This window comes from Rhodococcus sp. AD45-ID, assembly GCF_003023755.1.
In the GTDB taxonomy this organism is placed as follows: domain Bacteria; phylum Actinomycetota; class Actinomycetes; order Mycobacteriales; family Mycobacteriaceae; genus Rhodococcus_F; species Rhodococcus_F globerula.
Window position 1 is genome coordinate 1,218,929 of record NZ_PYHL01000002.1, and the last position, 25,332, is coordinate 1,244,260.

At 61.0% G+C, this 25,332-nt stretch carries 23 protein-coding genes and 2 pseudogenes; 10 read left to right on the forward strand and 15 right to left on the reverse strand.

The window, feature by feature from the left end; translation table 11 throughout:
- Window positions 1-112: 112 nt before the first annotated feature.
- On the reverse strand, window positions 113-460 hold the full coding sequence (locus tag C7T36_RS21940; RefSeq protein ID WP_233363778.1) for a carboxymuconolactone decarboxylase family protein: 348 nt from the start codon (window positions 458-460) through the stop codon (window positions 113-115).
- Between the two features lie 863 nt (window positions 461-1,323).
- Between C7T36_RS21940 and C7T36_RS21950 the strand changes: the two genes are divergently transcribed.
- The 6 genes from C7T36_RS21950 to C7T36_RS21975 all read left to right on the forward strand — a co-directional run bounded on the left by C7T36_RS21950 (window position 1,324) and on the right by C7T36_RS21975 (window position 7,089).
- Window positions 1,324-2,700: a rhodanese-like domain-containing protein gene (locus C7T36_RS21950; protein ID WP_045067656.1), complete on the forward strand. Its 1,377-nt coding sequence runs from the start codon at window positions 1,324-1,326 to the stop codon at window positions 2,698-2,700.
- Window positions 2,701-2,988: 288 nt separating this feature from the next.
- Window positions 2,989-5,142, forward strand: coding sequence for an MMPL family transporter (locus tag C7T36_RS21955; RefSeq protein WP_084702796.1), 2,154 nt, complete (start codon window positions 2,989-2,991; stop codon window positions 5,140-5,142).
- Window positions 5,143-5,266: 124 nt separating this feature from the next.
- A complete protein-coding gene (locus C7T36_RS21960; protein ID WP_045067658.1) occupies window positions 5,267-5,536 on the forward strand; it encodes a metal-sensitive transcriptional regulator in 270 nt (89 codons plus the stop codon).
- Window positions 5,537-5,582: 46 nt separating this feature from the next.
- Window positions 5,583-5,810, forward strand: a complete 228-nt coding sequence (locus C7T36_RS21965; RefSeq protein ID WP_045067659.1) for a DUF2892 domain-containing protein — start codon at window positions 5,583-5,585, stop codon at window positions 5,808-5,810.
- A 39-nt stretch (window positions 5,811-5,849) separates the two neighbouring features.
- Complete coding sequence (locus C7T36_RS21970; protein ID WP_045067660.1) at window positions 5,850-6,257, forward strand: DUF302 domain-containing protein; 408 nt, start codon at window positions 5,850-5,852, stop codon at window positions 6,255-6,257.
- A gap of 52 nt (window positions 6,258-6,309) precedes the next feature.
- Window positions 6,310-7,089 (forward strand): sulfite exporter TauE/SafE family protein, encoded by a 780-nt coding sequence (locus tag C7T36_RS21975; protein WP_045067661.1) that lies wholly within the window; start codon window positions 6,310-6,312, stop codon window positions 7,087-7,089.
- A gap of 246 nt (window positions 7,090-7,335) precedes the next feature.
- Here the strand turns inward: C7T36_RS21975 and C7T36_RS21980 are convergent, their stop codons facing one another.
- The 11 genes and pseudogenes from C7T36_RS21980 to C7T36_RS22030 form a co-directional block, all read right to left on the reverse strand.
- Window positions 7,336-7,647 carry an aldehyde dehydrogenase family protein gene (locus C7T36_RS21980; RefSeq protein ID WP_162487746.1) on the reverse strand — a complete coding sequence of 104 codons (312 nt, stop codon included), beginning with the start codon at window positions 7,645-7,647 and terminating at the stop codon, window positions 7,336-7,338.
- Between the two features lie 29 nt (window positions 7,648-7,676).
- Window positions 7,677-8,426 carry an enoyl-CoA hydratase-related protein gene (locus C7T36_RS21985; protein ID WP_045067662.1) on the reverse strand — a complete coding sequence of 250 codons (750 nt, stop codon included), beginning with the start codon at window positions 8,424-8,426 and terminating at the stop codon, window positions 7,677-7,679.
- A complete protein-coding gene (locus C7T36_RS21990) occupies window positions 8,423-10,024 on the reverse strand; it encodes an acyl-CoA synthetase (RefSeq protein ID WP_045067663.1) in 1,602 nt (533 codons plus the stop codon). Before C7T36_RS21990 ends, C7T36_RS21985 begins: the two co-directional genes overlap by 4 nt.
- Before the next feature lie 54 nt (window positions 10,025-10,078).
- A complete protein-coding gene (locus C7T36_RS21995; RefSeq protein WP_045067664.1) occupies window positions 10,079-10,768 on the reverse strand; it encodes a nitroreductase in 690 nt (229 codons plus the stop codon).
- Window positions 10,769-11,084: 316 nt separating this feature from the next.
- The gene (locus C7T36_RS22000; protein WP_045067665.1) at window positions 11,085-12,032 is read right to left on the reverse strand and encodes a TauD/TfdA family dioxygenase; all 948 of its coding nucleotides are present in this window, start codon (window positions 12,030-12,032) and stop codon (window positions 11,085-11,087) included.
- Window positions 12,029-12,661, reverse strand: coding sequence for a TetR family transcriptional regulator (locus C7T36_RS22005; protein ID WP_239654722.1), 633 nt, complete (start codon window positions 12,659-12,661; stop codon window positions 12,029-12,031). Before C7T36_RS22005 ends, C7T36_RS22000 begins: the two co-directional genes overlap by 4 nt.
- Window positions 12,662-13,242: 581 nt before the next feature.
- A pseudogene (locus C7T36_RS30655) lies at window positions 13,243-13,433 on the reverse strand (IS6 family transposase); the annotation flags it as partial.
- Window positions 13,434-13,498: 65 nt separating this feature from the next.
- Window positions 13,499-14,368: a MaoC/PaaZ C-terminal domain-containing protein gene (locus tag C7T36_RS22015; protein WP_045067666.1), complete on the reverse strand. Its 870-nt coding sequence runs from the start codon at window positions 14,366-14,368 to the stop codon at window positions 13,499-13,501.
- On the reverse strand, window positions 14,368-15,564 hold the full coding sequence (locus tag C7T36_RS22020; protein WP_045067667.1) for a CaiB/BaiF CoA-transferase family protein: 1,197 nt from the start codon (window positions 15,562-15,564) through the stop codon (window positions 14,368-14,370). The genes C7T36_RS22015 and C7T36_RS22020 overlap by 1 nt, the downstream gene beginning before the upstream one ends.
- 91 nt (window positions 15,565-15,655) lie before the next feature.
- A complete protein-coding gene (locus C7T36_RS22025; protein ID WP_045067668.1) occupies window positions 15,656-16,351 on the reverse strand; it encodes a nitroreductase in 696 nt (231 codons plus the stop codon).
- Window positions 16,344-17,894, reverse strand: coding sequence for an ABC transporter substrate-binding protein (locus C7T36_RS22030; RefSeq protein ID WP_052683531.1), 1,551 nt, complete (start codon window positions 17,892-17,894; stop codon window positions 16,344-16,346). The genes C7T36_RS22025 and C7T36_RS22030 overlap by 8 nt, the downstream gene beginning before the upstream one ends.
- Window positions 17,895-18,116: 222 nt before the next feature.
- On the opposite strand from C7T36_RS22030, the gene C7T36_RS22035 reads away from it, so the two are divergent.
- Window positions 18,117-18,725 carry a TetR/AcrR family transcriptional regulator gene (locus C7T36_RS22035; RefSeq protein ID WP_084702803.1) on the forward strand — a complete coding sequence of 203 codons (609 nt, stop codon included), beginning with the start codon at window positions 18,117-18,119 and terminating at the stop codon, window positions 18,723-18,725.
- Window positions 18,726-20,107: 1,382 nt separating this feature from the next.
- On the opposite strand, the pseudogene C7T36_RS22040 reads toward C7T36_RS22035, so the two are convergent.
- Window positions 20,108-20,684 (reverse strand): annotated as a pseudogene (locus C7T36_RS22040) (transposase); the annotation flags it as partial.
- A 63-nt stretch (window positions 20,685-20,747) separates the two neighbouring features.
- Between C7T36_RS22040 and C7T36_RS30400 the strand changes: the two are divergent.
- The 3 genes from C7T36_RS30400 to C7T36_RS22050 are packed head-to-tail and all read left to right on the forward strand — an operon-like array spanning window position 20,748 to window position 21,927.
- The gene (locus tag C7T36_RS30400) at window positions 20,748-21,038 is read left to right on the forward strand and encodes a hypothetical protein (protein ID WP_162487736.1); all 291 of its coding nucleotides are present in this window, start codon (window positions 20,748-20,750) and stop codon (window positions 21,036-21,038) included.
- Window positions 21,039-21,096: 58 nt separating this feature from the next.
- On the forward strand, window positions 21,097-21,438 hold the full coding sequence (locus C7T36_RS22045; protein ID WP_033236247.1) for a helix-turn-helix transcriptional regulator: 342 nt from the start codon (window positions 21,097-21,099) through the stop codon (window positions 21,436-21,438).
- Between the two features lie 3 nt (window positions 21,439-21,441).
- Window positions 21,442-21,927 carry an SRPBCC domain-containing protein gene (locus C7T36_RS22050; protein WP_033236248.1) on the forward strand — a complete coding sequence of 162 codons (486 nt, stop codon included), beginning with the start codon at window positions 21,442-21,444 and terminating at the stop codon, window positions 21,925-21,927.
- 12 nt (window positions 21,928-21,939) lie between these two features.
- Here the strand turns inward: C7T36_RS22050 and C7T36_RS22055 are convergent, their stop codons facing one another.
- Window positions 21,940-23,361: a DUF1214 domain-containing protein gene (locus C7T36_RS22055; protein WP_045067671.1), complete on the reverse strand. Its 1,422-nt coding sequence runs from the start codon at window positions 23,359-23,361 to the stop codon at window positions 21,940-21,942.
- Window positions 23,362-23,537: 176 nt separating this feature from the next.
- Entirely contained in the window at window positions 23,538-24,962 is a 1,425-nt protein-coding gene (locus C7T36_RS22060; RefSeq protein ID WP_045068037.1) for an ABC transporter substrate-binding protein, read from the reverse strand.
- Window positions 24,963-25,332: the final 370 nt, after the last annotated feature.

A 25,332-nucleotide genomic window follows, 5' to 3' on the forward strand; every position in this document is an offset into this window, starting at 1 on the left:
AGTCGAGGGCCTCCGGCCGCTGGTGAGAACACACGCACGTGGTTCCATCTACGGTGACGCTTGCGCGCGGGCCCGTTCGAATTTCTGTCGGAAAGAGAACCCTGTCCCGCTGTCAATCGGTTGAACTGGCAAACTGTTCGACTGCCTCGAGCGCCTCGCAGCCGTAGACGACAGAGGGCCCTCCGCCCATCATCACTGCGATACCGATGGTCTCCATGACCTCGGCACGAGAAGCTTCCGCTTTCAGTGCATCATGCACGTGGTATGCGATGCATCCATCGCAGTGCGCGGCGATCCCGATCGCCAAGGCCATTAATTCCTTGGTTTTCCTCGGCAAGGCCCCGTCTGCGGTACTTGCCATGTGCAGCGAGCCGAAAGCGCCCATCGCCGCCGGCGCTTCGCGTCCAAGTTGACCCATCAGCGTCCGTAGACGCTCATACATTTCTGGATAGTTAGCCACAGCTCCTCCTTCGAGCGGCCTCACCTTTCGATCCTACGGCGCATTGTGCGTCTGCTGGGCGGTGATAATTCCGTGGCAGCGGCGAGAGACGGTTCGTCATCTGTTTTCGCATAATTTCTACCGACTGTGGTGATGATCGGAAGCAGTACGACACAGTTCTTCTCGAGCGCCGGACCAGCAGTTCGGACTAAATTTGCTCACGCCGGACCGTCAGCCCTCTCAATCCGTACGGTCAGCGCACGTATTTCTCTCTCGCGGTGCGAAGAAACCCGGCGGAACCCAACGATTCCGAGGAGCGGCAGTACCTACCGATGCGATGATCACTGAGGTGCGCGTGCGGTAGACGAATCGGGTCAGGCCACCTACCCCCGTAATCCCTACACACGCCCGGGGATCGTGACCAGAGCCAACACCATTGACAAACCAAGTAGGTTGTACGCCAATCGAATCGATCGGCCAGGGGCGGCGAGGGGTGCGAAGACGGTGCTGGCCAGACCTGCAGCGAGGGTGAGGATCATCAGCGTTTTGACGTAGTTGTCGCCGTATCAGCGGGGTCAGGGCGGCGAATGCAGGTGGATAGGGCACCGCGCCCATCGCGATACCGGCGATCTCCCACCCCGCGAAGAAGATCGGGAGCGCGAGAGCCGTCGCGATGATCACCAGCGTGGGCGCCGCGAGGACGGAACCGGCGGTCACGACCCAGCGGGGCCCGTGGCGATCGAGGACTCTGCACCGACGAGTGAACGACTTCTTCACCTAATCAGTACGTCCATCCATATACCCCCGGGGGTACTTGACATACCCCAGGGGGTATATGGCATCCTGTGTGCATACCATCGTCCAGATTCAGGAAAGGTTGTTCGATGATCCTCGAGCAGTACTACATCGAGTGCCTCTCGCATGCGTCGTACCTGATTGGCGACGAGAGCACAGGCCGTGCCATCGTGGTTGATCCGCGGCGCGACATCACCGAATACCTCGAGGACGCAAGCCGCCATGACCTGACTATCGAAGGGATCGTCAACACGCACTTTCACGCGGACTTCGTCTCCGGCCACCTCGAGTTGCTCGAGGCGACCGGCGCGTGGATCGGTTTCGGCGAAATCGCGGACACCGACTACCCGATCCGCCGACTTCGCCATGGCGAACACCTGACACTGGGGGAGGTGGACATCGAGATCCTTTCCACTCCCGGCCACACGTGGGAGTCGATCAGCCTGCTGGTGCGCGAGAATCGAGATGCAACGCCGTCCGCTGTGCTGACCGGGGATTCGCTGTTCATCGGCGATGTCGGCCGCCCCGACCTGGCTAATCTCGGCGACGGCACCAGTACCGACCTGGCTCGGGCGATGTACCGCACCGTCCACCAGACACTGCTGGCGTTGCCCGATTCGGTGACCGTGATGCCGGCCCACGGCGCAGGATCGTCCTGCGGCAAGAACCTCTCCGCCGAGTTGACCTCCACCATCGGCGAGCAGCGCCGCACGAACCCGTCGGTGCAGCCGATGAGTGAAGATACGTTCGTTGCTCTGATCACCGACGGTCAGCCTGCGGTGCCGGGGTACTTTTCTACCGATGTGGCCCTGAACAAATCGAATCGCGCTCTCCTCGAACAAGATCGGCGCATCGCCGAGCTGACACCGGAGGAGCTCCGGACAGAAATGGCCAACGGAACTCGCGTTCTCGACGCCCGCACCCCGGACGACTTCGCTGGCGGGCATCTGCGCGGCTCGATCAATGTCGGATTCGACGGCAGGTTCGCCGAAACCGGTGGCATGGTCGCCGATATCGGCGAGCGCATCGTACTCATCACCTATCCGGGTGAGGAACAGATTGCGGCGATGCGTTTGGCGCGCATCGGATCCGACAACGCACTCGGCTACCTCACTGTCGACGCCGATGGCATCTTTCCGAACTCGCTCACAGACCTTGTCCGTACCGCGCCGCGTACTGCTGCGGTCGAGCTGGAGGGGCTCCTGGATTCGGATGCGGTGACCTTGATCGACATCCGAAATCCCGGCGAGCGCGACTTCGGGGTCATCGACGGTGCCCGGTCGATTCCGCTCGCCCAGCTCCGCTCCCAGCTCGCGGACCTGCCACGTAACAAGCCCATCGTCGTGCACTGCGCCGGCGGCTGGCGCTCGTCCGTCGCCGCGTCACTGTTGCGGGCCGATGGCATCGAGAACGTTAGCGACCTGGTCGGCGGATACTCGGCCTGGGTCGACCGGTCGTTCGAATAGTGCCTAATCACGAAAACTCTCGTGCCCATACGTGGCACAACGTCTGACAAGGAGATTCCAGATGTGTTACCCCACGACATGTTCTTCCTGCTCCAAGACCACCTGGGCAGGATGCGGCCAGCACTCCGATCAGGTCATGGCAGGTGTCCCGAAAGCGCGGCGCTGCACCTGCACCCCTGCTCCTGACTCGGGGTCCGGGTTCTTCCGATCCCTTTTCGGCCGCTGACCGGCGCACCGGATACTGCTGCGCACGCCCCTCCCATTCACCGCATCTTCAGGAGTTAACCAATGACCGGCAAATCTACTGTCGAGGAAGGCGTTACGTCGGCCTCTCGATCCTCCGGCGGAGCGCTCGGGCGTATGGGCGCGGCCATGGCAGGCAATGCGAAATGGGTATTCGGCGTCTGGCTGATCGTCCTCGTCGCCCTCGGCGCCGCCGCACCATCAGTGTTCAGCTCACTCGCGGGCGCCGGATGGCAAGCCAACGGGTCGGAATCGGTCCAGGTCCGCGAACTGGCACAGGAACACTTCGGCGGTAACTCCTCCGCCGCGGTCCAGGTCGTGGTCCATTCCGGCGACCGCACCGTCGACAGTCCCGAAGTGCAGCAAACGCTCACTGCGGTCGCGGATGTCTTCGCCGGGGACACCCGTTTCGGTGCCATCATCGCACCGCAACCGGGAATGTCCATCAGCCCGGACGGGCACACAGGAATTCTCATCGCGGGCGCGAACGCGTCCACCGACGAGATGGTCAAGGCAGTGGACGATCTCAAGGGGGAGTTGACCGCTCTGTCCGGAGACGGCATCGAGGTCTACCCGACCGGCGCTTCGGCACTGTGGAGTGATTTCAACAAAGCCAACCACGACGCGATGATTCAGGCCGAACTGTTCTCCTGGCCTGTCACCCTCGCGATCATGGTGCTCGCGTTCGGGTCCCTCGTCGCCGCAGGGCTCCCGTTGCTGTTGACCCTGGCCGGACTCGTCGCCTCGGCAGGTGGCCTGGTCCTACTCAACCAGGTCACTCCGATATCGGTGTGGGCGATGAACTTCGCGATGATGTTCGCTCTCGCTCTCGGTATCGACTACGCCTTGTTTATCGTCGCCCGCTTCCGTGACGCGATCGCGCACGCCTCCTCCAAGCAGGCAGCTGTGGCGGAAACCATGGACACGGCGGGCAAAGCCGTTGTCCTGTCTGGTATCACAGTGCTGGTCAGTTTGTCGGCCGTGCTTCTCGTTCCGGCCCCTGCGGTGCGGACGATGGCGATCGGCATCATGCTCGCCGTCTTCTTCGTTCTGCTGGCCTCGATGACGCTTCTTCCGGCGACTCTGGGCGCGCTGGGTGGCAAAGTCAACGCCGGCTCGCTTCCCTACGCGAAGCGGCAAGAGCATCGTTCTCCGCGGTTCGCAGCCTGGGGTGAGCTGTTGCATCGTCACCCGTGGCCGTTCGCTATCGGTTCTGTCCTGGTGCTGATCGCGTTGTCGATCCCGGTCCTCGGTCTCAAGGTTGCGATGCCTTCCATTGAAGTCGTCCCCGCCGACGCCCCGGTGCGCCAAGGTTACGAACTCGTCCAGGCCCAGATGGGTGAGGGTGCGCCCGGGATGGTGCAGATCATCGCTCCCGCCGCCGAAGCCTCGCAGACGGCGCAGGCTGCTGCTGGGGCCGACGGCATCGCTATGGTCACGCCGCCGCAACCCGCCCCGGACGGTAGTGACTATGTGATGCTGCAGGCCATGCCGGCCGTCGACCCGTCGGATGCACAGATGGGCACTATCCTCGACACCTTGCGTGCGGACCTCCCCTCCGGCGCGCTCGTGGGCGGCGCGCCGGCGGAGAACCTCGATCTGCAGCAAGCGCTGAACGACTACTTCCCGCTGATCGTCGGCATCATCTTGGTGCTCGGGTTCGTGTTGCTGCTGGTGGCTCTGCAAGCGCCACTGATCGCCATCCTGGGCACCGTGGTCAGCCTGCTCTCCACCGCAGCCGCATTCGGCGTTGCGAAGTTGATCTTCCAGGACGGGCACGGTGCATCCCTGCTCGGATTCACCCCGCAAGGCTTTCTCGATGGCTGGGGGCCGGTGTTCTTCTTCGCGATGATCTTCGCGATCGCCATGGACTACACCGTGTTCCTCCTCGCCACGGCGAAAGAACACTACGAACGGTCCGGGGACCCTAAGGTCGCACACGTCGCCGGCTTGGCGCATTCCGGACGAGTGATTTTCGCCGCCGCCGCGGTGATGGTGGCCGTGTTCTTCACTTTCGCGCTCGCTGACCCGTTACCGCCGAAGGAGATGGGCATCATTCTCGGTGTCGCAGTCCTACTCGACGCGGTCCTGATCCGCCTCATCCTGTTGCCGGTGCTACTGCGGTTGACCGGACATGCCGCGTGGTGGTCCCCGGCGTGGTTGCGGAAAGTGCTGCCCGACATCAGTTTTTCGCACTGACGGAGTTGGCCGACAGCCACGGCGGTTCGGCAGGTATGTGACGGACAGACCTGCCGAACCACGAGCTATAAATACCCCTAGGGGTATAATTTAGTTTAGCGATTCATCTTCGAAAGGAATTCCCATGGTCGGCGACGACGACAGCATCGCATTGGTACTCAACCGGCTCCGCCGCGCTCACGGCCAACTCGCCGGGGTGATCTCGATGATCGAACAGGGCCGCGACTGCAAAGACGTCGTCACTCAGCTCGCCGCGGTCTCGCGGGCCCTGGACCGGGCGGGCTTCAAGATTGTCGCTACCGGCCTGCGCGAATGCATGACCGGCGATACCGAGAACGGTAAGGAGCCGATGACCGAAGCCCAACTGGAAAAGCTTTTCCTCGCGCTCGCTTGACCCGCGGGTATCGCGGAACAACGAATCGGAAAGGAAGACACAGATCATGACAGCTCTCCCTCGGCATCACGGCTGGACTATCGAACGGATCGTTCCCCTGCTGGGCGGGGTGGTCGTCTTACTCAGTGTGGCCTTGACACTCGCCTTCTCCACCTGGTGGCTCATTCTCACTGCATTCGTCGCTGCGAATCTCCTGCTCTACAGCGCAGTGGGGTGGTGCCCGATGAGCCTGATACTCCAACGCCTCGGTATCCCACGACTCGGCACCCGCTGACCGATCCCAGACCCTGGATCCCCGAAAAGGACGTAGATCATGCAACTCGCACTCACGGCCACCCTGAACACCACCTTCGACGACGCCGTCGAACGAACCCGCACCGCATTGGCGGAGCAAGGTTTCGGGATACTCGCCGAGATCGACATGAAAGCGACTCTCAAGGCCAAGCTCGACGAAGACATCGAGGATTATCTCATCCTCGGCGCCTGCAATCCGCCGTTGGCGCATCGAGCCGTCGACGTCATGCGGCAGATCGGACTACTGTTGCCGTGCAACGTCGTCGTGCGCGCCGACCGCACCGCCGAGAACAGCGTCATCGTCGATGCGATGAACCCCGCCCTCATGGCCGAGGTGACCGGCGAGCCGGCACTGGGGGCCATCGCCGACGAAGCGGCCACCAGACTGCAAGCTGCGCTCGATTCACTTACCACGCAACCACACTGACTCGTGACAATGCGGCAGATCCTCGACCGCCGATGAACGGAAACGGATTCCGATGACCCTCGCAATCGCACTTGCGGCCGGCGCTGTCATCGGCATCCTTCTCGGACTCCTCGGCGGTGGCGGTTCCATCCTCGCCGTACCGGTCCTGGTGTTCGCCCTCGGCCTCGACATCGACCAGGCGATCCCGATCTCACTGATCGTGGTCGGTGTCGCCTCTGCCGTCGGAGCCATCCCGAAAGTTCGTGCCCACCTGGTGCAGTGGCGACTGGCCGCCGTGTTCGCCGCTGCAGGTATCCCCGCAACCTTCATTGGTAGTGCCCTCGGGCGACTGCTCCCGCAGTCCGTCGTGATGACCGGGTTCGCCGCGGTCATGATCGTTGCCGGTGCTCGTATGCTCGCCGACCGCGGCAATGCCGGGACCGCCTGCAGCGTAGGTGATTCCGGTATCAATTGGCGTCGCTGCGCACCTCGTGCGATCCCAGCCGGATTCGCTGTCGGTGTGCTGACCGGGCTCTTCGGCGTCGGCGGCGGATTCCTCATCATCCCCGCCCTTGTCCTGATGTTGGGAATAGACATGCAGATCGCGATCGGAACCTCGCTTCTGATCATCGTCGCGAACTCCGCCGCCGGCTTGATCTCACATCTCGGTAGCGGCGTCGCCATCGATCCGGCCATCACGATCAGTTTCAGCGGAGCTGCGATCGTTGCCTCCTTGGTCGCCGGAAGGTTCGGCAACCGCGTCAACACCGGATCACTCCAGCGCTGGTTCGCGTACCTGGTATTCGCCGTTGCCGCCTACATTCTGTTCGATACTCTCGCGCTGAGCCGCTGACATACGGCACCAGAAATCGTGTGGGGTTGCCGGTGGATCAGGCCATGTCAGCAGTTTCGCGAGTACGGCCTCCCGGTGCACCGGGGCGCGCAGATGAGGCGCCATATGATCGTGAGAGCCTGGACAAGCAAGGTGTCGGAGGATCTTGTCATGGGCACGCTGCGCGAAAGGCCAGAGTCGCGTCGCCCCGATGGCGTGATAGCGGGCGGTTCGCCCGGCGAGATCGGGACCGAATTCTTCGTCAGCTCAGTCGATCTGAGCCGCGTGTGTGAAGTTTTTCGCGCTGATCCACATCTCACCGCCGGCCTCGGTGGTCGTCTTGCCCTGTTCCATCACCAGCAGGGGCCCGATCTCGGCGTTCTTACGTGTCAGCTCGAGAGCGCACGATTGCAGCAGCTCTTGCCGGTATGCACGGTCGGTCTTACCCTGTGCGAGGGCCGAGTCTGCGTTCCGGACGGCCTGATCCAGCTCCTCCTCGGTCGTGATTGGAATACGCCCGATCTCCTCGAGCGTGGCGGGATTGATCGATACGAGCTCGTTCATCGTCTGTTGTCTCATCGTCGTGACTCTCGTCGTGTGCCAGTGGCTCAGTGTCCGAGCCACTGCGGCGGGCGCTTCTCGAAGAATGCGCTGATGCCCTCCTTCATGTCGTCCGATTCGAGGAAGACCTCGATCGCTCGTTCGGTGGCCTGCCATCCGAGTGCGTCCTCGTCGACGGTCAGGGTGCGTAGCGCACGCAGACTCTCACGTACCGACATCGGGGACGAGAGGCAGATGTCTTCGGCGAGCGCCATGGCTTGATCGAGCGCGCATCCCGCGTCGGCCACCTCGTTGACCAGTCCGAGTTGGTAGGCCCGGTCCGAGTCCAGTGTGCGACCCGAGATAAGTAGTTCTCGCGCGATGTTCGGTGGCAATGCCCGCGCGGCCCGAAAGAGGGCGCCCGATGTCGCGACGAGTCCGCGACGGGTCTCGGGGAGTCCGAAACTCGCTGTACGGGAAGCGATGAGCGCATCGCAGGCAAGTGCGATTTCGAATCCTCCGCCGAGGGCCGGTCCCTCGACGGCGGCGATCAGAGGGGTGCTCCGCTGCCGTCGGATAATCCCGTACTCGCCACCGCGTTCGGTTCTCAGGTCGGCGCGCTCGCTCAGGTCGGTGCCTGCACTGAAGATCGTCGTTGTCCCTGTGATGATTCCGGCCCACAGAGCCGGATCGTCGTCGAGTCGGTTGAGGGCCTCGTCGATTCCCTCTGCCATGGTGCGGTCGATCGCGTTGCGTTTGTTCTCCCGATCGAGGCGGATGAGCAGGATCCTGCCGTGCTGTTCTTGGATTACGCTCATGCGCCTACAACCTCCGCGACGGTCGCGCGAGCCCAGCGGTAGTCCGCCTTTCCGGCGGGAGAGCGCACGATGGCGGGAACGACGACGATCGAACGCGGGATTTTGTACCCGGCGATCGAGGCCCGGCAATGTTCGGCGATCTCATCGGTGTCGATATCCTCGAAGTCCTCGCGAAGTTGCACCACAGCCGAGACTTGTTCGCCGAAAAGCGCGTTCGGTGTGCCGGCGACGACGGCATCCATCACGGCGTGATGACTCTTGATGGCAGCCTCGACCTCTTCGGGGAACACCTTCTCACCGCCGGTGTTGATACACACCGAGCCGCGGCCGAGCAGCACGATCGAGCCGTCCGGTTCGACCCGGCCCATGTCGCCGAGGATCGACATCCGTACCCCGTCGACCACGGGGAAGGTCTCTGCGGTCTTCTCCGGCTCGTTGAAGTACCCGAGTGGTACGTGTCCAACACGGGCAATGTATCCGAGCATGTCGGAGCCGGGCTCGATCGGACGCAGTTCTTCATCCACGACCAGCATGTTGGGGTTGCCCACGACACGCATGTTGCCGTCCGCGTCGATCTCGAGTGTGCCGTCCACCCCGGATTCCGATGCTCCGAATCCGTCGCGCAAGAACAAGTTCGGCATCAGTTCGAGAAGCTGGTTCTTCGAGCTGCGTGACCACAGTGCACCGCCGGAGCTGACAAGTGTCAGCGAGGTGAGGTCGTAGTCGGAGCCGTGGCGGGCTATCGCATCGGTGAACGGACGTGCCATCGCGTCACCGACGACCGTGACGCAGGAAAGCTGCTCGTCCTGAATGAGACGGAGCGCTTCGACTGGTTCGAAGCTGCGCATCAGAACCTGCTTTGCGCCGCTGAAGAAGCCGCTGAACACCGAGTACACCGCGGCGCCGTGCATGAGCGGTGCCGGGAGCAGAAACGCCATGGGGTGGGAGTTGGCTGCGACAGCGTCGGCGAGGTCGGCGGTGTTGGTGAAGGCGGCACCTCCGTGGTTTCCACCCGCGAGTGCGGCCATGAAGAAGTCCACGTGTCGCCACACCACTCCCTTCGGCATTCCGGTTGTGCCCCCGGTGTAAATGACGAATCTGTCGTCATCGCTGCGTGGGCCGAAATCCCGGTCCGCCGATTGGGTCCGCATCGCGTCGTCGAAGTCATTGAGAGGCAAGGATATCGACGTCGGATCATCCACGGATCCGAATACCAGTACGTCCTTGATGCCAGGGCAGGCGGGGAGGGCGCCGGCGATGATCGGAACGAACTCGCCGTCGACGATCAACGAGACGATCTGAGAGTTGTTGTAGAGGTACGTCAGCTCGTCTTCGGTGTACCGGTAGTTGATGTTGACCGGCACCGCACGAATCTTGAGGCATGCCAGCAGGGCCTCGACGAACTGGGTGCTGTTGCGCATGTGGATGCCGACATGTTCACCCACCTGGACACCTCGCTGAGCGAGGTGGTGGGCGAGCAGGTTCGCCCGTTGGTCGAGCTGGGAGAACGTACGACGCTCATCGCCGCAGACCAGGGCGGTGCGGTCGGGAAGTTTGTCGACAACGGCTTCGAAGAGGTCTGCAAGGTTCAACGACATGTGAGGGGTCCTTCTCGAGTGGAACGAAGACTGGGGCAGCGACGGGCCGTCGACTCAGGACACCCAGTCGGCGACCGTTCCGATGTCCACCCGATCGGTGCGGAAGCCGTTGGCGGGGTGGGATTCGTCGGCATAGCCGAACGAGATCGAGCACACCACCTTTCGGTTAGAGGGAAGGTCGAAGAAATTGCGCAGGTAAGGCGCGCTCCCGGCGAGAGCAGCCTGCGGAACAGCGGCCAGACCGAGGCTGTGCGCGGAGAGCAAGAACGTGTTGACGTACAACCCGCAGTCGATCGCGCCGTAAACGCCGAGTGCCTCGTCGGTGGTGATGACCGCGACGTGGGGCGCACCGAACAGATCGAAGTTCTTCATGGTCTGCTCAGACGAGGCCTTCCGGTCATCCGCCGCGATGCCCACGCTCGAATACAACTGCGTCGCGCACTCCTTACGGCGCGTGCCGTACACGTCGCGGTACTCGGCCGGGAAAGGGAAATCCGGTGCCTGCGGAGACGACCGAACATACTCGGCGAGTCCCTTCCGGAAGCGCTCGGTGCCTTGCCCTTCGGTGATCGAAACCTGCCAGGGCTGCGTGTTGCACCAGGAGGGAGTGCGCTGTGCCATCTCGAGGATCTGCTCGATCGTCTCACGCGTAACGGGGTCCGGTTGGAACGCGCGACAGCTGCTGCGCGTCTCGAGTATGGACCGCAGATCAGTGTGGACAGGCAAGGTGGGTACTTCGGTCACGAGGACACTCCTGTAAATGGCCGGAAGATGGGGAGTCCGGAGATGGGGCGGTAGTCATATCTTGGTTCTGGGCTGCAGTGGATCATCCGAATGAACAGCGGTGACCGCCGCGAGTTAAAAGTATTGTCCACAAGCGTATTACGGCAGATGTATGCCATGTGCGGGCCTGGATCGGGCGCTGTGTTCCTCAGCGCGCGAAACTCGGATGGTCTCGAAGGCTGCGAAGTCCGAGAATGCAATGACAAGCCGAGGTGGCGACGATTCGCTCTCGGCTCGGCTCGTCGCGATGCTATGGGAAGTCGCAGTTCCTGCCGGGTTACCGCGAGATGCCGGTGGGCTTGCTTCCTACGATCGAAATGCGTTCCATCACACGGCGCGCCGGGTAGTAGTCGCTCGACGCGTAGTGCTGGCACGTCCGGTTGTCCCAGAAAGCGATGGTATTCGGCTTCCACCGCAACCGAACCTGCAACTCAGGGCGCATCAGGTGACGGTACAGCAGGCGCAGGAGTTCGTGTGATTCTTGCTCTGATACACCCAGAATTCGTTGTGTGAATGCAACATTGACAAAGAGCACGCGCCGACCGGTTTCCGGGATCACTCGCACAACGGGATGGTGCACCGGTGGGAAGCTCGGTCGGAGCTTGTCGATCGCGTCCTGTGGCATCCCGGACCCGAACGAGGTGATCCAGTCGTGTTCGGCTTCGAGGTGATCGATCCGGGCCTTGATGTCGCCGGGAAGCAAGTCGTATGCCGCGCCGGTGTCGGCCCAGAGTGTGTCGCCGCCGACAGTGGGGATCTCGATGGCACGTAAAACTGCTGCGAACGAGGGGAATTCGTGCCATGTGACGTCGTTGTGCCAGATGTTCTCGGCGCCGACGGCGGCTGCGTCCTTGGCGAGGGTGGCGACGTCGACGTCGCTTTGTCCTGGTTGGGTGTACTGGTAGAACGGGTGCTGTTCGAGGTCTCCCCATGCTTCGGCAAAGGCACGGTGTTCCGCGCGTTCGATGTCCTGGTCCCGGAAGAACAGGACCTTCCATTCGAGCAGTGCGCGGCGCAGTTCCGCCATGACCTCGTCCGACAGATTTCCGCCCAGTCGTATTCCGGAGATTTCGGCACCGATGGTCGGTGTCTGTGGTTCTAGTGAGAACAGTTCGTAGGGAGGAGTTTCCACATTCTCTGCGGTTCGCGGGGCGATAATCGGTCCGAAGTATGCGAGGGGATCGGTCGGTGTGGGTGCTGCAGTAGCGGGAAGTGCATATGTCATGAGGATGCTCCTGAGGATTTGGTTGTCATCGAGGTCGGTGCCTCGAGCATGGCCACGCAGGTATCGACGAGATCGCAGATGATCGCCGTACTCTCTGCGGGAGTGCGATCGCTTCCTTCGTGTGCCGCGAGCACTGTCATGTTGTGCATGACGATGCCATCGGTGCGCCAGATCGCGATCGGGTTCGGTGCCGGACAGAGTTCGATCAGCAACTGCCGGACGTGTTTGTAGCTTTCTGCTCTCAGGTGCTTCTCAATCATGTCGGCGAGAGCGGGGTTGAACAGGGCTTGGACGAGGAACCGCGCGTAGCGACTACCGGAGCGACCGAGAGTTTCGGCTGCCAACGGCCGGACAAGGGCCTCGACGGCTTGTCGGGTAGTCGGTGGCGTGCCCAGTCGCGTTATCTCGTCGAGCATTTCTTGTCGACGCGTATCAACGGGGGACATCCGAGCTTCGACAAGGGCCTCGATGAGACCCTCCCGGGAACCGAAATGGTATTTCGCTGCAGATTTGTTCGATTGGTTCGCTGTGAGTTGGACGTCCTTGAGAGTCAGTGCGTGTAAGCCACGTTCGGCGACGATGTGTTCGGCCGCTTCGATCATCGCCAGTCGAGACGTGGTCTGGGTCATACCCACATATTAAGGTCGCGACCTTAATGTGTCAAGACTGCCTGGCGGCTACGTCCTGGGGGAAGGAACCTTCAATTTTTCACGCTCTGTGATTCACACTGATTGTCCGAGAGGCGTTGATGTATAACGTTCAGTGCCGGAATGCCATTCGTGTTGGATCCCGGAGGGCTTCTCCGAAGTCGTCGATACCGAAGACCTGGCCGAGCAGTATCGGAAAATCTTGCCGGATACAAGGTTCCGCATACAATCGTTTTCATTCCGCACATCCGACGTTCCCCCGCAGGCGATCACAGTGCGATCCTCTCCCTCAGCATGAGCACATGATATTTTTCGACTGCTCGGCGCATTCGGGTGCTCTGCACTCGAGAACCGGCTACGCGAATCCCTGAAAGAAAGGGGGTTTTGCTTCAGGTTCAAATTTTCCAATGATGTTTGGGAATAGTTGATTTGAGAATGGTGATGATTTCCGGGTGCGTCAGCGCCCGCGTTTGTGCAGAGCACGGGCTGCCCGACTGTCTGTCGATGTAGGGATATCGATGTTGGCCGGCTCAGGTTGCGAAACCAATGTGAGGTCGAAATGTACGAGCGAGCCCGTTGGCGTAGGTGTGCCCGAACTTGGCGCACCACCGTCGGATCGTTTCGTAACTCACCAGGGCACCGCGTTCGAGCATGAGTTCCTCGACTTCGCGGAAGCTGAGCGGGGACGGAAGCACAACCACACGCAGTGATTGATGAATTCCCCTGGGTGGCGGTGGCCCTTGTGCGACACCATTGCGGAGGACGACCGACCGCCGCTTACCACCGGCATCGCGTAACTAAGGTCCATGCCTCATACAGCTAGCTAAGCATCATGCGGCCGTGTGTCAGTACAGGTACATCGCCGCGCTCCGGGCTGGTGACCGAGAACCGAAGTGTAAGGCTCTCTTTCCAGACCGAGATCCGTAGGCTATGACCGGGAAACATATAGCTCGAGAAGCGCGCATCGAAACTGCTTACCCGTTCCGCATCCCCATTCAGTATCTCGTCCACCAGTGCCTTGCAGACAATCCCGTATGTTGCCAATCCGTGCATGGTGGGCCGCTCGAAGCCTGCCTGCCGAGCGAATGCTGGGTCTACATGTAGGGGGTTCCGCCCTCCATTTAGTCGGTACAGCAGGGCTTGATCCGGACGCGTTGTTCGATGGATGACCATGTCTGGTGCGCGGTCGGGCGTCACTGTTGGCGTTTGGGTTGACGCGATCTTCTTGCCATGCCCGCCTTCGTCTTTAGCCCATATGCTTGTTCTACTGGTCCAGTAGGGCTCTCCGCTCGCTGTCATTGCGAGGGATTCCATTTCGATGACGGAGGCGCGTCCTCGATCCAACACGTTTGTCATGCGCGTTGTAACAATAGCGGAGTCGCCGGCGGCGACCGGACAGTGAATAACCAATTTCTGGCCTGCATGCAGGAGTTTCGCGGGGGGCACGTCGATTCCTGGAAGCGCCGTCGTATTCGGAGTGCTCGGCGCCGAGATCCCTTTTCCTGCAACCATTGCGAAGGTGGGAAGTACCTGCAGATCTCGCTCGTAAACCCAACGCTGTTCGGTGAGGTCGGTTGGATCGGATCCTGCGCCTATGCTCAGGTGGTACAGCAAAACGTCCCGTTCGGTCCATTGCAGGCGCTGCACGGTGGGTTTCGCCGAAAGCGCGGCTGCGACGTCGATCGGCATCAGATCACCTTCGCGGACCGAAGCTCGGCGAGGTCCTCGTCATCGAATCCGAGGAGGGTTCGGTAAATTTCGTCCGTGTGGGCGCCCAATGCGCATCCGAGCGTTTCGATGCGACCCGGCGTCTCGCTGAAGTGCGGTAGCGGCGCGACCATCGAAATTTCGCCGAAATCTGGATCCTCGACATCGACAATGGTGCCACGCTCGCGGTAGTGGGGGTTGCTGGCGATGTCGGCGACGTTCATGAGGAGAGATGCGGGAATGCCTACCGCACTGAGGATCTCGGTTGCTTCATCGGCATTCTTCTCTGCTGCCCACTCGCCGATGATCTTGTAGAGGTATTCGGGGTTCTCCGCGCGCGCGGCGCGCGTGGCGAAGCGCGGGTCGTCGGCAAGATCGGGTCGGCCCAGGACCTGTGCGAGGCGGCGGAACAGCGGATCGGTGCCAGCGTGCACGGCAATCCGGCGGCCGTCTGCGGTATCGAAGTCGCTCGCCGGAACCAATGCCGGATTACGGTTACCGCTTCGCTCCCGGATCATGCCATTCGAGGAGTAGGACAGCAGCGCATCCTCACTGGCCCGGAACCCTGCCTCGTAGAGTGAGGAGTCGATGATTTGCCCCCGTCCACCGTTGGCGTCTCGGTGGTACAGGGCAGTCACTGTGGCAAAGGCTGTCAGGTAGGCGGCCATATAGTCGATCATCGCGAATCCTGTTCGCACCGGCGGGCGGTCGGGTTCACCGCTCACATAGGTAAGCCCGGAGAATGCGCTGGCGATCCTGTCGAATGCGCCCCGATCTCGATAAGGTCCGGTCAGACCGTAGCCGGTGACGAAGACGAAGACGCCGTGCGGATTGAGTGCTTGCATCGACTCGGGGGACAGTCCCCATTTTTCGAGCGTGGGCAGGCGGTGATTGCTGACGACCACGTCGAACTGGGGGATGAGTTCACGCAAAATTTGCTGTCCTCGGGCCTGTCTCAGGTCGAGGGTGACGGATTTTTTGTTTCGCCCCTCCTGCGCCCACTGCAGTGAGCGGTTTCCCGGGGTTCCGGAATTGCCACGCAGGAAGTCTCCCGCGGTCGGCTCCTCGACCTTGACGACCTCGGCGCCGAAGTCGGCAAGGAATGTAGTGGCGACAGGTGCCGCGATAACCGAGGAGATGTCCAGGACTCGGATGCCTTCAAGGGGTAGTTCAGCCATGTTCTTCAGCGTCCTTCGATGTCGTGCCATGAGTGGGATTTTGTCGTCAGTTTTCTCGGATGGGCTCTCGTCTCGGCGGGGTGGGGCCGAGTTAATGCGCCCACGAAGCTGCATTCGCAACCGGTTCTCGAGTCGTCTGAAAGCCATTGGCGGGATGTTCTTCGTCGGCGTAGCCGAACGAGATTGCGCAGACGATCTTGCGGTTGTTGTCCAGTCCCAAGAATTCGCGGATGAACTCGGCGTAGCCGGCCAGCGCTGCCTGAGGGATGCAGGCGACGCCGAGGCTCTCGGCTGCGAGCAGGAATGTCCCGACATAAAGTCCGCAGTCCACCGCGCCATACACACCGAGCGCGTCCTCAGTGGTTATCACTGCGACGTGAGGGGCTCCGAAAAATTCGAAGTTCTTCATCGCTTGTCCTACTGACGCGACACGGTCACCTGGCTCGATGCCCAGAGCGCCGTAGAGCTGGGCAGCACAGTGTCGTCGCCGGGCTTGATACTCACCCTCATATGCGTGTGGGAACGGAAAGTCCGGTTGATGTGGTCCACTGCGCACGTGTTGGATTAAGCCGCGCCGAAAACGCTCGGTAGCGTCTTTGCTTGTGATGGTGGCGTGCCAAGGTTGGGTGTTGCACCAGGATGGCGACTTCTGCGCCATCTCGAGAATTCGCTCGACGATATGGGCGGGAACTGGCTCCGGGCGAAAGGCACGGCAGCTTCGTCGGTCCTGCAGAATCGCGTCCAGGACTTCGGGACGTCCCGTGGTGTGTAGCTCTGAATCAGGCACTGAGCCAAGCCTTTCCAAAAAGCATGATGGAGTCCATGCTTGGTTCGATACCGTGAACGCCGGCCGCCCACAGAGTGAAAGTCGGCGCCGCGCCGAGTGTGACGAACGGGACGGTCTCGTTCACCAGGCCCTGAAGTTCTTCGAGCAATTCTCGACGTGCATCCGAGTCTGCATCGGTTGTCTGAAGTTGAGAGAGCAAGGCGTCCATGCGTGGGTTCGAATACCCCAGGTAGTTATTGTTGGACGTACTGTTCAGTGCTGATGTCAGTTTGTTGACGGGCGCGGCAGCGGGCAAGCTGATACCGGAATAGCTGATGTCGTAGTCGTGCGCGACGTTGATTCTTTTGGTTACATCGCCGGCGCTGTTCTCCAGCTCCAGTGTCACTGTGAAGCCCACAGCTTGGAGCATCGACTGCACTGCGAGTGCAGTGGTCTGCGATTTCGCTGCGGCGATGCCCAGAAATGATAAGTGTCCGTCGTATCCGTCGCTCTTTGCCTCGTCGAGGAGTCGTTTCGCAGCCTCGGGGTTGTACTCCAGTCCGCTGACTTCACCGTGCAGCGGGGACCACTCGGGGAAGATCGAGGATCCGGGCAGGCCAGCTCCTTTGTCAACGCGTTCATTGAATGTGTCTAAATTGATGGCGTGAGCAATGGCTTGACGCACGCGAACATCGGCACCGGGGCGACCTGGACGGTTGTTGATCATGGCGACGCTAGCGAGGGGCATGGTCTCGACGTATCCGGCGTGACCCTCTGCTCGGGCGCGCTCGACAGCCTCTGCGGAACGGATGAACGCAACTTGGACGTCGTTCACATTGAGTGCTTCTAGCTTTTCTGTGTCGCCTGTCAACCCAACGAAGCGCAGAGCATCCAGATATGGCTTTCCGTCCCAGTAGTCCGATCGTGAAGTGAGCCGAAGTTCCTCATTTGGCCTGAATTGGTCAATTGTGAAGGGTCCGGCTCCGACGGGAGTGAATTGTTCACCCGCGACCGAGCTCGCGGAGACGACCATGCCGTAACCACTGGCAAGTGTCGCGGGAAACTCTGTCCACGGCTGTTTCATCGTGAATGTGATTGAGTGAGATCCTGAGACCTCTGCTGAAGAAACATTGGACTTCCATAGCTGGCTTCCTAGGCCATTTGCGCTGGTGTACCTGTCGATGCTCCACATCACCTCTGATGCACTCACATCATTTCCGTCGCTGAACGTAACCCCATCGCGTAATTGAAGGATCCACTGCAACCGATCGGATGACACAGTCAAAGACTTGGCCAAGTGTGGGACGAACGTGCCGGAAGTGGTCTCATAGCGCATCAGAACGTCGTAGATAGCCGCCATTTCATTGCCGCCGGTCGAGCCCAGTGCCGGAATCTTAGCCGGGTCCAGGCTGGTCACATTGGAATAGGCGGCCATCGTCACGGTGCCGCCGCTGGTGGGTTCGGTTGATGCTTGCTGCCCGCCGACAATTCCGCTATCGCCTGTGGACGCAGGCGTTTTTGTCAGTTCCGCGCCGCTGGAGTCGCATGAGGCCAACAGTGTCATTGTCAGCAGGGCGAGGCCAATCGTCGATCGCGTGGGTCGAGCGCCGCTTTGTCGAAGCGGTAAGGACATGTGCATGTACCCTCCATCCGATTGCTAGCATAACGTTACTAACAAAACGCTAGCAGCAATGTAGTTCCATCACAAGGATTTTCGACAGCTCGGGTTAGGGACTAAGACCCGGTTCACGAACTGTTAGCGTTGTGTCGATCCAGAGGAGGGGTGATGACCGAATTACCGAAGTCTGAGGACAACCAGGGCTCACGCAGGTCTCGCGACCGAAAAGCTACTGAACAACGGTTGCTCGATGCCGTAACGCGATTGCTCGAGCGCGACGGAGTGCTGGCAGGCATCAACCTCCGCGAGGTAGCCGACGAAGCCGGCGTCAACCGCGGTCAGGTCTACCAATACTTCGGTTCGAGAAGAGGCCTACTTCGTGCTGCAATCGCCCAACACAGTTGGGGAGAGGCCGCGATCTTCCAGGCCGACCGCGCGCTACCGTTCGCTCAGAGGCGCGCGCGCGTGCTGGAGGAGACCATCGGTGCACAAGAAGCTCTCAAGCTCACCGCGCTTCTCGTGCTCGACGGAGATCCTGATGTCCGTTTGTTTCCACAACTGGATCGCAGCAAAGCCGATCTCGAGCGCGATCAGAAAGAAGGTAATCTGCTCCCCGACCTCGATCCAGTCGCAGCTCACGTCATGACTGCCGCAATGAACTACGGCTACACCATCTTTCGTGAGCAAATAAGCCGTGAAACAGGTATCCCTATTGAACAACTCGACGAACGAGTCACCGAGGTGGCAGTCCGTATGCTCACAGGCCTGTCAAAATGATCGACAAGATTCAATGGCAATGGCAATGGCAATGGCGGTGGGGACCGGAAGCACGTTTCGAAAGGGCGACCAGTCCGTGACGGGAAGACAGCAACGGCACTGTGAGCGTCGCTGAGCACACCACAGGCAGCGTGTTCATTCGCCGCGTTTGGTGCGCGGGTCAGTATTGGACAAGTTGATGTCTGCGCCGAGGGCCATTATTGCTCCGGGATGCTTCCGGGCCGCTGCGTTAGATTCGTCATGAGTTAATTGCGCGCATCAAATGCCCTATGACCTCCCATGAGGGGCCGGAACGCGTATTTATCGCCGCGTGCAGGCTAAACGACATCGCTATTTCGGCGACACCGGGCGAGCCTTAGGGACGAAGCCTTCACGCGTTGACGTCCGAAGGATCGGTACATGAGACGATCCGCCAATGACGAAACATCACAGGGCTGAGGTTAAGCGCGGTGAGGCGCGCAGAACCGACAGCCCGATTGCAAACGTGGCTAGTCATTGCACTGTACATTTTCACTGCGTTTGCGGTTATCTGCGTCACATGTACGGCAAGAGCCGCCCGACGTGAGTGTGAAGGGGCAGGTCACAATTGCGTTGCGGGAGACTTTCATTCGCGTCTCGCGGGATCAAAGTCCAGTACGTCGGTGCGTTGCGTGTCAAGGTCCTAGCATGTGGTGGATTGCCGAAATTATCGTCGGGTGGACCGCAGTGGGTGCCTGCGTTGCGATCTGGCTAGGTCGCGCCATCAACAATGCGGAGATGCAGGAACCGTACCGCTTCTCGCGCTGAGCATTACCGGCGGCGCGAGGCGGAAGTTTCCGCGCCGCACCGGGAGCGCTCGGCAGTTAGCGCAACTGGTTCGCTGTGCGCGCAGCGGCGCGTCGGCCGCCACGAGTTGTGGCCGGTCTTCTCCGGCCACTATATGACACGTCTCGATGATGGCCCGGGAGCGATGGCGGGGTGACGCCATCGTCGAAACCTCACCGCCGATGACGTCTCACACGATCGCAGCGGTACGACGTTGCTGCGAAAAACGCCATCGCCCGTGGGCGTACTAAAGCCTCGTCCACCGAAATCCGAAGCTTCGCTGCAAACATCCCGACGCGATATGAATGCTCCACGCCAGAGCTGACTGTTCGATGGGGAGAAGCGCATGCGTGCACTGTGCAGAGTGCGTGGTGGTTAGAATGGCACGCCGGTGTCAGTAAGCGATCAGAGGGGTCGCGACCTCAAACCCTCGTTGTGACTGAGAAGAGCAGGCGTTTTGTGGTGCGATCGAAATCGGCGGTGGCGCACTCGGACTGTCGGCAGGACGGTCGGCCGGCAATCGAGGCGTCGGGGGTGTCCCTATTGTTTCGTCAAGCATTGTTTTCGTCAAGCGGAAGTCACGGCGGGTGATCGATAGGGTTCGTGAGCATGGCGTAGAGGACATCGCAGCGGCGACTGGCGAGGCAGATGAGGGCGGCGCCCAAGCTTTTTTCCTTCGGCTCGCTTTCGGCAGTAGTAGGTGCGACTGGCGGTGTCGTGCAGTGCGGCGAACGCTGAAAGGAACAGGGCGCGTTTGAGTTTGCGATTACCTGATCGGGCGGGGTGTTCCCTGTGGATCGAAGTCCCCGAGCAGTGGGTCGCGGGTGCGATCCCGGCGTAGGCGGCGAGGTGAGCGGTGGAGGCGAATGCTGAATCATCGCCGACTTGAGCAAGATTCGTGCGCCGGCCGAAGACCCCGATGCCCGGCGTGGAGATCAACCGGGAAAGAGTGTGGTCTTCTGGCATCCTCTCCACGTCCTCGCTGATTGATTTGCGTTGCTGAAGAATCGCTTTCAGCGAATCAGCACGTTTTGGGACCACGATCTCGGCAGCTGTCGTTCCTGGAACAGCAACGGGCTGCGCCTCGAGTGCGGCGTGGAGGTCGGCGACCTACCGGGTGCCCATGCGCGGTGCAATTTTGGTGGCATTGATTGTCCTGCAGGAGGGTTGAGCGTTGCTGCGAGGTGTGCAACGTCGGCGCCGATACCGCTTAAGTCAGTGTGGGAGAAATCGGACGTCAGTGCCGTCGCAAGAGGAGAGCCGCCGCCGACCACCGTGGAGTCGGTTGATGCGCCGGGTGTCTTTACTCAGAACGGTTCCGAACGCTCCAAGAACGCCGTTGTGGCTTTTGTCGATGGAGCATCTTTCTGGACTCCCACTTCCCCTGGCGAGCATTCCCTGATGGCGTACCAGACTTCGGCAGGAGGGCCGATCGAAACGGTGACGGTAACCCGGGTGTGCTGCTCGGGCCCGGTTGTATCTCGCACCCTGACGGAAATCGCGGTGTGAGCCCACGGGTGCGTCTCGACGGTCGACATATACAACCATTTGGTTGTATGTTTGTGGTGTGAACGGAGACGACGAGGATCGCGCGGACGCACTGTTCCGTGCGCTTTCGGACCGGACGCGGCGCGACATTATGCGCCGTGTGCTGGCCGGGGAGCACTCGGTTTCTGCGCTCGCTGCGAAGTACGACATGAGCTTCGCTGCCGTGCAGAAGCATGTCGCTGTGCTGGAGAAAGCCGGCCTCATCACCAAGCGACGCACCGGTCGAGAGCATCTCGCCAGCGGCGACGTGACGGCGTTGCGGTCGGTGGCGGCCATGCTCACCGAACTGGAGCAAGCGTGGCGCGGCCGCATCGGACGTATTGACGAACTCATCGCATTCGACTCGCCCAAGGAGGGCTGAACCATGCCTGTTACCGATGTCCAGCAGGACGTAGACACCCGAACATTGACCATCGTCGCGGAATTCGCCGCGCCGGTGGAACGTATCTGGCAGGTCTACGCCGACCCACGCCAGTTGGAGAAGGTTTGGGGCCCACCGACTTACCCGGCGACCGTGGTGGAGCACAACCTCACTCCCGGGGGTCGCACGACCTACTATATGACCGGCCCGGATGGTGAGAAATTTGCAGGCTACTGGGAGATTACGGCCACCGACGAACCGACGAGCTTCTCGTTCGATGACGGCTTCGCCGACGAGGATTTCACCCCGAATCCCGAGATGCCGGTTTCGAAGAACGTCTTCACTTTCACCGAGCACGACGGTGGCACGCGCGCGACCTACGTGAGCACTTACGAATCCGTCGAGGCGTTGCAGCAGGTGCTTGATATGGGTGTCGTCGAGGGTGCTTCGTCGGCGATCAACCAGATCGACGATCTGGTCGCTTCCTGAGCGGCGACAGTGTTACCGGATTTCGTCGAAGTCTGGGAGTGACCAGGATTTGTCGAAGAAGGGCTCGGTGGCCGCGTACATGCGGAAGTAGACGAACCAGCCGTCCTCGGCAACCGTCTTCATCCAATTGTTGTCGGCTGTTTCGGGTGCCGACGGACCGATGTAGAGGTCGATGCTGCCATCTTCGTTGAAGTCCAACATCTCGTCCCGGCTGTCCAGGCTGACACTGCGAATGTCATTGCCGCCGTTCTCATACGGCCGACGTGTGTTCTCGCTGTAGAGAGTGAGAGACCAGAACTGTGCGACGGGTACGTCGGCGGGCACGTGCAGGCGATAGGTCCGGTCGGCGCGCACCAGGCGACCCTCGCTGTCCCGCTTCGAGGTCAGGTAGACCTGCCCGACACCGGGAGTTGGGTGAACCATGCCCTTGGTGGTCGTGACTGCCTCGTAGAACAGAGTGGCGCGCTGATCGAGTTGCAGAATTGTGTCGGTCTCCTGTTCGATCTCGAAGTCGATGAGTTTGTACCAGCTCGTACCTGCCCAGTAGGGGGTCGTGTGCCGCGGGTTGACCTGCATGGTGCGGACCAGCAACTCGCCGAGCGCGGCGCCCTCGAGGAGAAGCCGCTGCTGGCGCTCATCAGGTGCAAACGATTCGCCTTTGACGATACCCAGGGGCTCGAGCATCGCCATCAGGGCTTTGTCGACTTCTCGGACAGGTTCTTCACCCAATACCGTCGCGAGGTCGTCCCAATAGCCGAGGCCGCGCGATGGTGTTGCGCTCCATTCGGTATCGACCCCTTCGATGAAGTTCACGGGTGTGGGCGCGGAACCGATCCGCGCGAGAGCGAGGCCTCGTTTTGACGAGGCCATCACGTCCGCGTCCTGGGTTAGCACCCGGAACGCAATAAAGATATTGACTGTCGCCGAACGTGCCACATATCTACCGGAGTCCTCGAACGGTGCGGCATCGTCGTTCGGGCCGAGGATGACGTAGCCGCCACCCTTGCCTTGGTCAGGCCCGGTCAGGCCGAGATCGACCACTGGTCGCTGCCAGAAGTCCAGGACGCCGCCCGCGGTTGGGCCGGCGGGGTAGTCGATGAGAACCGGTCCGTCAGCGAGAGTGCTGAAATTGATGATGTACGGCGTGGTGAGGTTTGCGGTGACGATGCCTCGCTTCTCCCGTAAAGTCTCGTACACGACGAAGTCGCCGAAGTTGTTGGCGCCAAACGTTTTTGCTGCGCGGTCGCGCCAGGTGACGAACCCGACGAGCGGAAGCGCCCACAGATAGGCCTGGGCGGCGCGCTGTACATCTAGTTGGTCGAAGAGTAATTCGGCGGACGCGTCGGTCGGGAATGTGTGCTCGAGTTCGATTGTGCCGAACGAGGTATTGATGACCTCGTCACCGGTCAACCGTGCATCGCGAAGGGTGGACATACTCCGTACCTTTCGTCCCAGGTCTCGATCCGGGCAAATACGACGGATCGTCGTGGGGACGCTACCTGTAGGAAGCCGCTGACATGGTCGATCAGCCAGTGCTGCGCCGGATCGTTTGCCGATCGTCACATATGACCGCCGGTGGCACTCGATGAGCGCCACCGGCGTCCTGCGAATTAGGCCTGCGGCTTGATCACGTTCGCGTTGAGGTACTTCGTGGAGATGCGATCGGCATCCAGATCGGTGCCCCAGATGCTCTTGTCGTTGGCGATGAGGTACTTGGGGTCGCACTTGAACTCGCCGGCTTTCGCCGGGAAAACCTGTGAGTATTCGGCGCCCTTCAGCGCTGTCATGAGGCCGCAGGTGGCCGGCATGTTCTTGCCCGGATCGGTAACAGCGTGCAATCCGCCGCCGTCCCAGTCGTGGATCGACGACAGTTCGTTGACCATGCACTGGCGCGTCAGGTCGCTGCCGCACTCATCCGCCGCGGTGGCCCAGAGCAGGAACGACGATGCAGCCTGCATACCGAGGAGTGCCGTCTTGCCGCCACCTGCGGATACCAGGTCGGAGTACTGCTTCACAGCCGGAACCTTGTCGGCATTCTCGAGCATCTGGAAAATCATGTCCGCGTTCAGGTTGTCGAGCAGTCCGGTGTCCTTGTTCCAGGCCGAAACAGCCTCGCCGTACCAGGTGGCCTCACCGAAGAAGATCGGGTCCATACCGACCTGATCGAGAGACTTGACGAAGTTCAGCTCGGCCGGGCTGGCCGAACGCGAGGTCCAGATACCCTTGACGCCACATTCCTTGAACTTCTCGGCAAACGGCACGTAGCTGGATTCGCCCTCGTAGTTCAGGGTCACGCCGCAGTCCTTGAGCTTGAAGCCCGCAGCCGCGGCCATCGCGCGTGTCTTGGTGGTGGAGTTGATGATTGCCGGCATCGTGCTGTTGACGACGTCGAAGTCGTTCAGCAGGTCCGGGTGCATCTCGGCCATCTGGAACCATGCTGCCGCATTGGAGTAGTCGACGGGCATCGGCACACCCTGGAATGACATCGGACCATTGGTTGCGTCCGGTGACACCGTGAATCCGGGAACGGCAACCATGTTGCAGGCCACGCGGGTCTGCTCTGCGGTCTGGTCCATCGCGAATCCGTGACCGACCAACATGAACTGGCTGGCGCAGGCTTCCTGCATGACCGAGTTGGCCTGCGTCATCGCCGCGTCGTAGTCGGTGCCGACAACCTTGCGGCCGTTGATGCCGCCCTGATCGTTGCACCACGAGATGAGCGCGCTGACGGCGTCACTCATCTCCTTGTTGAGGCCTGGCGACTTCACGTAGCCGCGGTCGTCGCCGAAGCCGATCTTGATCTCGGTGTCGCTGACACCCTGATCCGTCGCGCCCTTCGCATCTCCGTCGCCGCACGGCGAATCCAGGGTTCCGAACTTGGCATCGGAACTCTTCGACGCCGCGTCCGCTGTCGCAACGGATGCACCGTTCGACGTCGCTGACGGGTCGTCACCACGAGCACCGGAACAGGCGGACACCAGAGCGGCGGTGGCGGCAATCGCCACAACCAGCTTCGTGGTCTTGTTGGGCTTCACTTCGAGGTTCTCCTTTTGCAGACGGCACAGCAGTTCACAGGCGGCACTGCCTGGGCAGTTGCACTGAGAGCCGTAGATAATCAGCGATCGGACAATGCCGAATGCGACTTCCCGATGGGTGAGATACGAAAGTGAAGTGCGACACAGAGCGATGGCTTTTGTGGCTCTGGTCATGCTTTTTCGGCCTGTTTCAGCCTCGAACCGTCGTGCGGGTCCCTGAACCCGGTCTTGGATGACGGGATCATTCAATACCGGTCACCGCGCCCTCGGATTTCCCAGGGGCGCGGTGGTGGATTACATGCCCGAGCCGCCCGAGAGCATCGCGATCGTCAGGAGGATGCCGCCGACAATTCCCGAGAATGCGCCATCG

Excerpts from the sequence above, each read along its gene's own strand:
- C7T36_RS21950 (WP_045067656.1), top strand. The coding sequence starts at position 1,324 with ATGATCCTCGAGCAGTACTACATCGAGTGCCTCTCGCATGCGTCGTAC.
- C7T36_RS21955 (WP_084702796.1), top strand. The coding sequence starts at position 2,989 with ATGACCGGCAAATCTACTGTCGAGGAAGGCGTTACGTCGGCCTCTCGA.
- C7T36_RS21960 (WP_045067658.1), top strand. The coding sequence starts at position 5,267 with ATGGTCGGCGACGACGACAGCATCGCATTGGTACTCAACCGGCTCCGC.
- C7T36_RS21965 (WP_045067659.1), top strand. The coding sequence starts at position 5,583 with ATGACAGCTCTCCCTCGGCATCACGGCTGGACTATCGAACGGATCGTT.
- C7T36_RS21970 (WP_045067660.1), top strand. The coding sequence starts at position 5,850 with ATGCAACTCGCACTCACGGCCACCCTGAACACCACCTTCGACGACGCC.
- C7T36_RS21975 (WP_045067661.1), top strand. The coding sequence starts at position 6,310 with ATGACCCTCGCAATCGCACTTGCGGCCGGCGCTGTCATCGGCATCCTT.
- C7T36_RS21980 (WP_162487746.1), bottom strand. The coding sequence starts at position 7,647 with ATGAGACAACAGACGATGAACGAGCTCGTATCGATCAATCCCGCCACG.
- C7T36_RS21985 (WP_045067662.1), bottom strand. The coding sequence starts at position 8,426 with ATGAGCGTAATCCAAGAACAGCACGGCAGGATCCTGCTCATCCGCCTC.
- C7T36_RS21990 (WP_045067663.1), bottom strand. The coding sequence starts at position 10,024 with ATGTCGTTGAACCTTGCAGACCTCTTCGAAGCCGTTGTCGACAAACTT.
- C7T36_RS22000 (WP_045067665.1), bottom strand. The coding sequence starts at position 12,032 with ATGACATATGCACTTCCCGCTACTGCAGCACCCACACCGACCGATCCC.
- C7T36_RS22005 (WP_239654722.1), bottom strand. The coding sequence starts at position 12,661 with ATGACCCAGACCACGTCTCGACTGGCGATGATCGAAGCGGCCGAACAC.
- C7T36_RS22015 (WP_045067666.1), bottom strand. The coding sequence starts at position 14,368 with ATGCCGATCGACGTCGCAGCCGCGCTTTCGGCGAAACCCACCGTGCAG.
- C7T36_RS22020 (WP_045067667.1), bottom strand. The coding sequence starts at position 15,564 with ATGGCTGAACTACCCCTTGAAGGCATCCGAGTCCTGGACATCTCCTCG.
- C7T36_RS22030 (WP_052683531.1), bottom strand. The coding sequence starts at position 17,894 with ATGACACTGTTGGCCTCATGCGACTCCAGCGGCGCGGAACTGACAAAA.
- C7T36_RS22035 (WP_084702803.1), top strand. The coding sequence starts at position 18,117 with ATGACCGAATTACCGAAGTCTGAGGACAACCAGGGCTCACGCAGGTCT.
- C7T36_RS22050 (WP_033236248.1), top strand. The coding sequence starts at position 21,442 with ATGCCTGTTACCGATGTCCAGCAGGACGTAGACACCCGAACATTGACC.
- C7T36_RS22055 (WP_045067671.1), bottom strand. The coding sequence starts at position 23,361 with ATGTCCACCCTTCGCGATGCACGGTTGACCGGTGACGAGGTCATCAAT.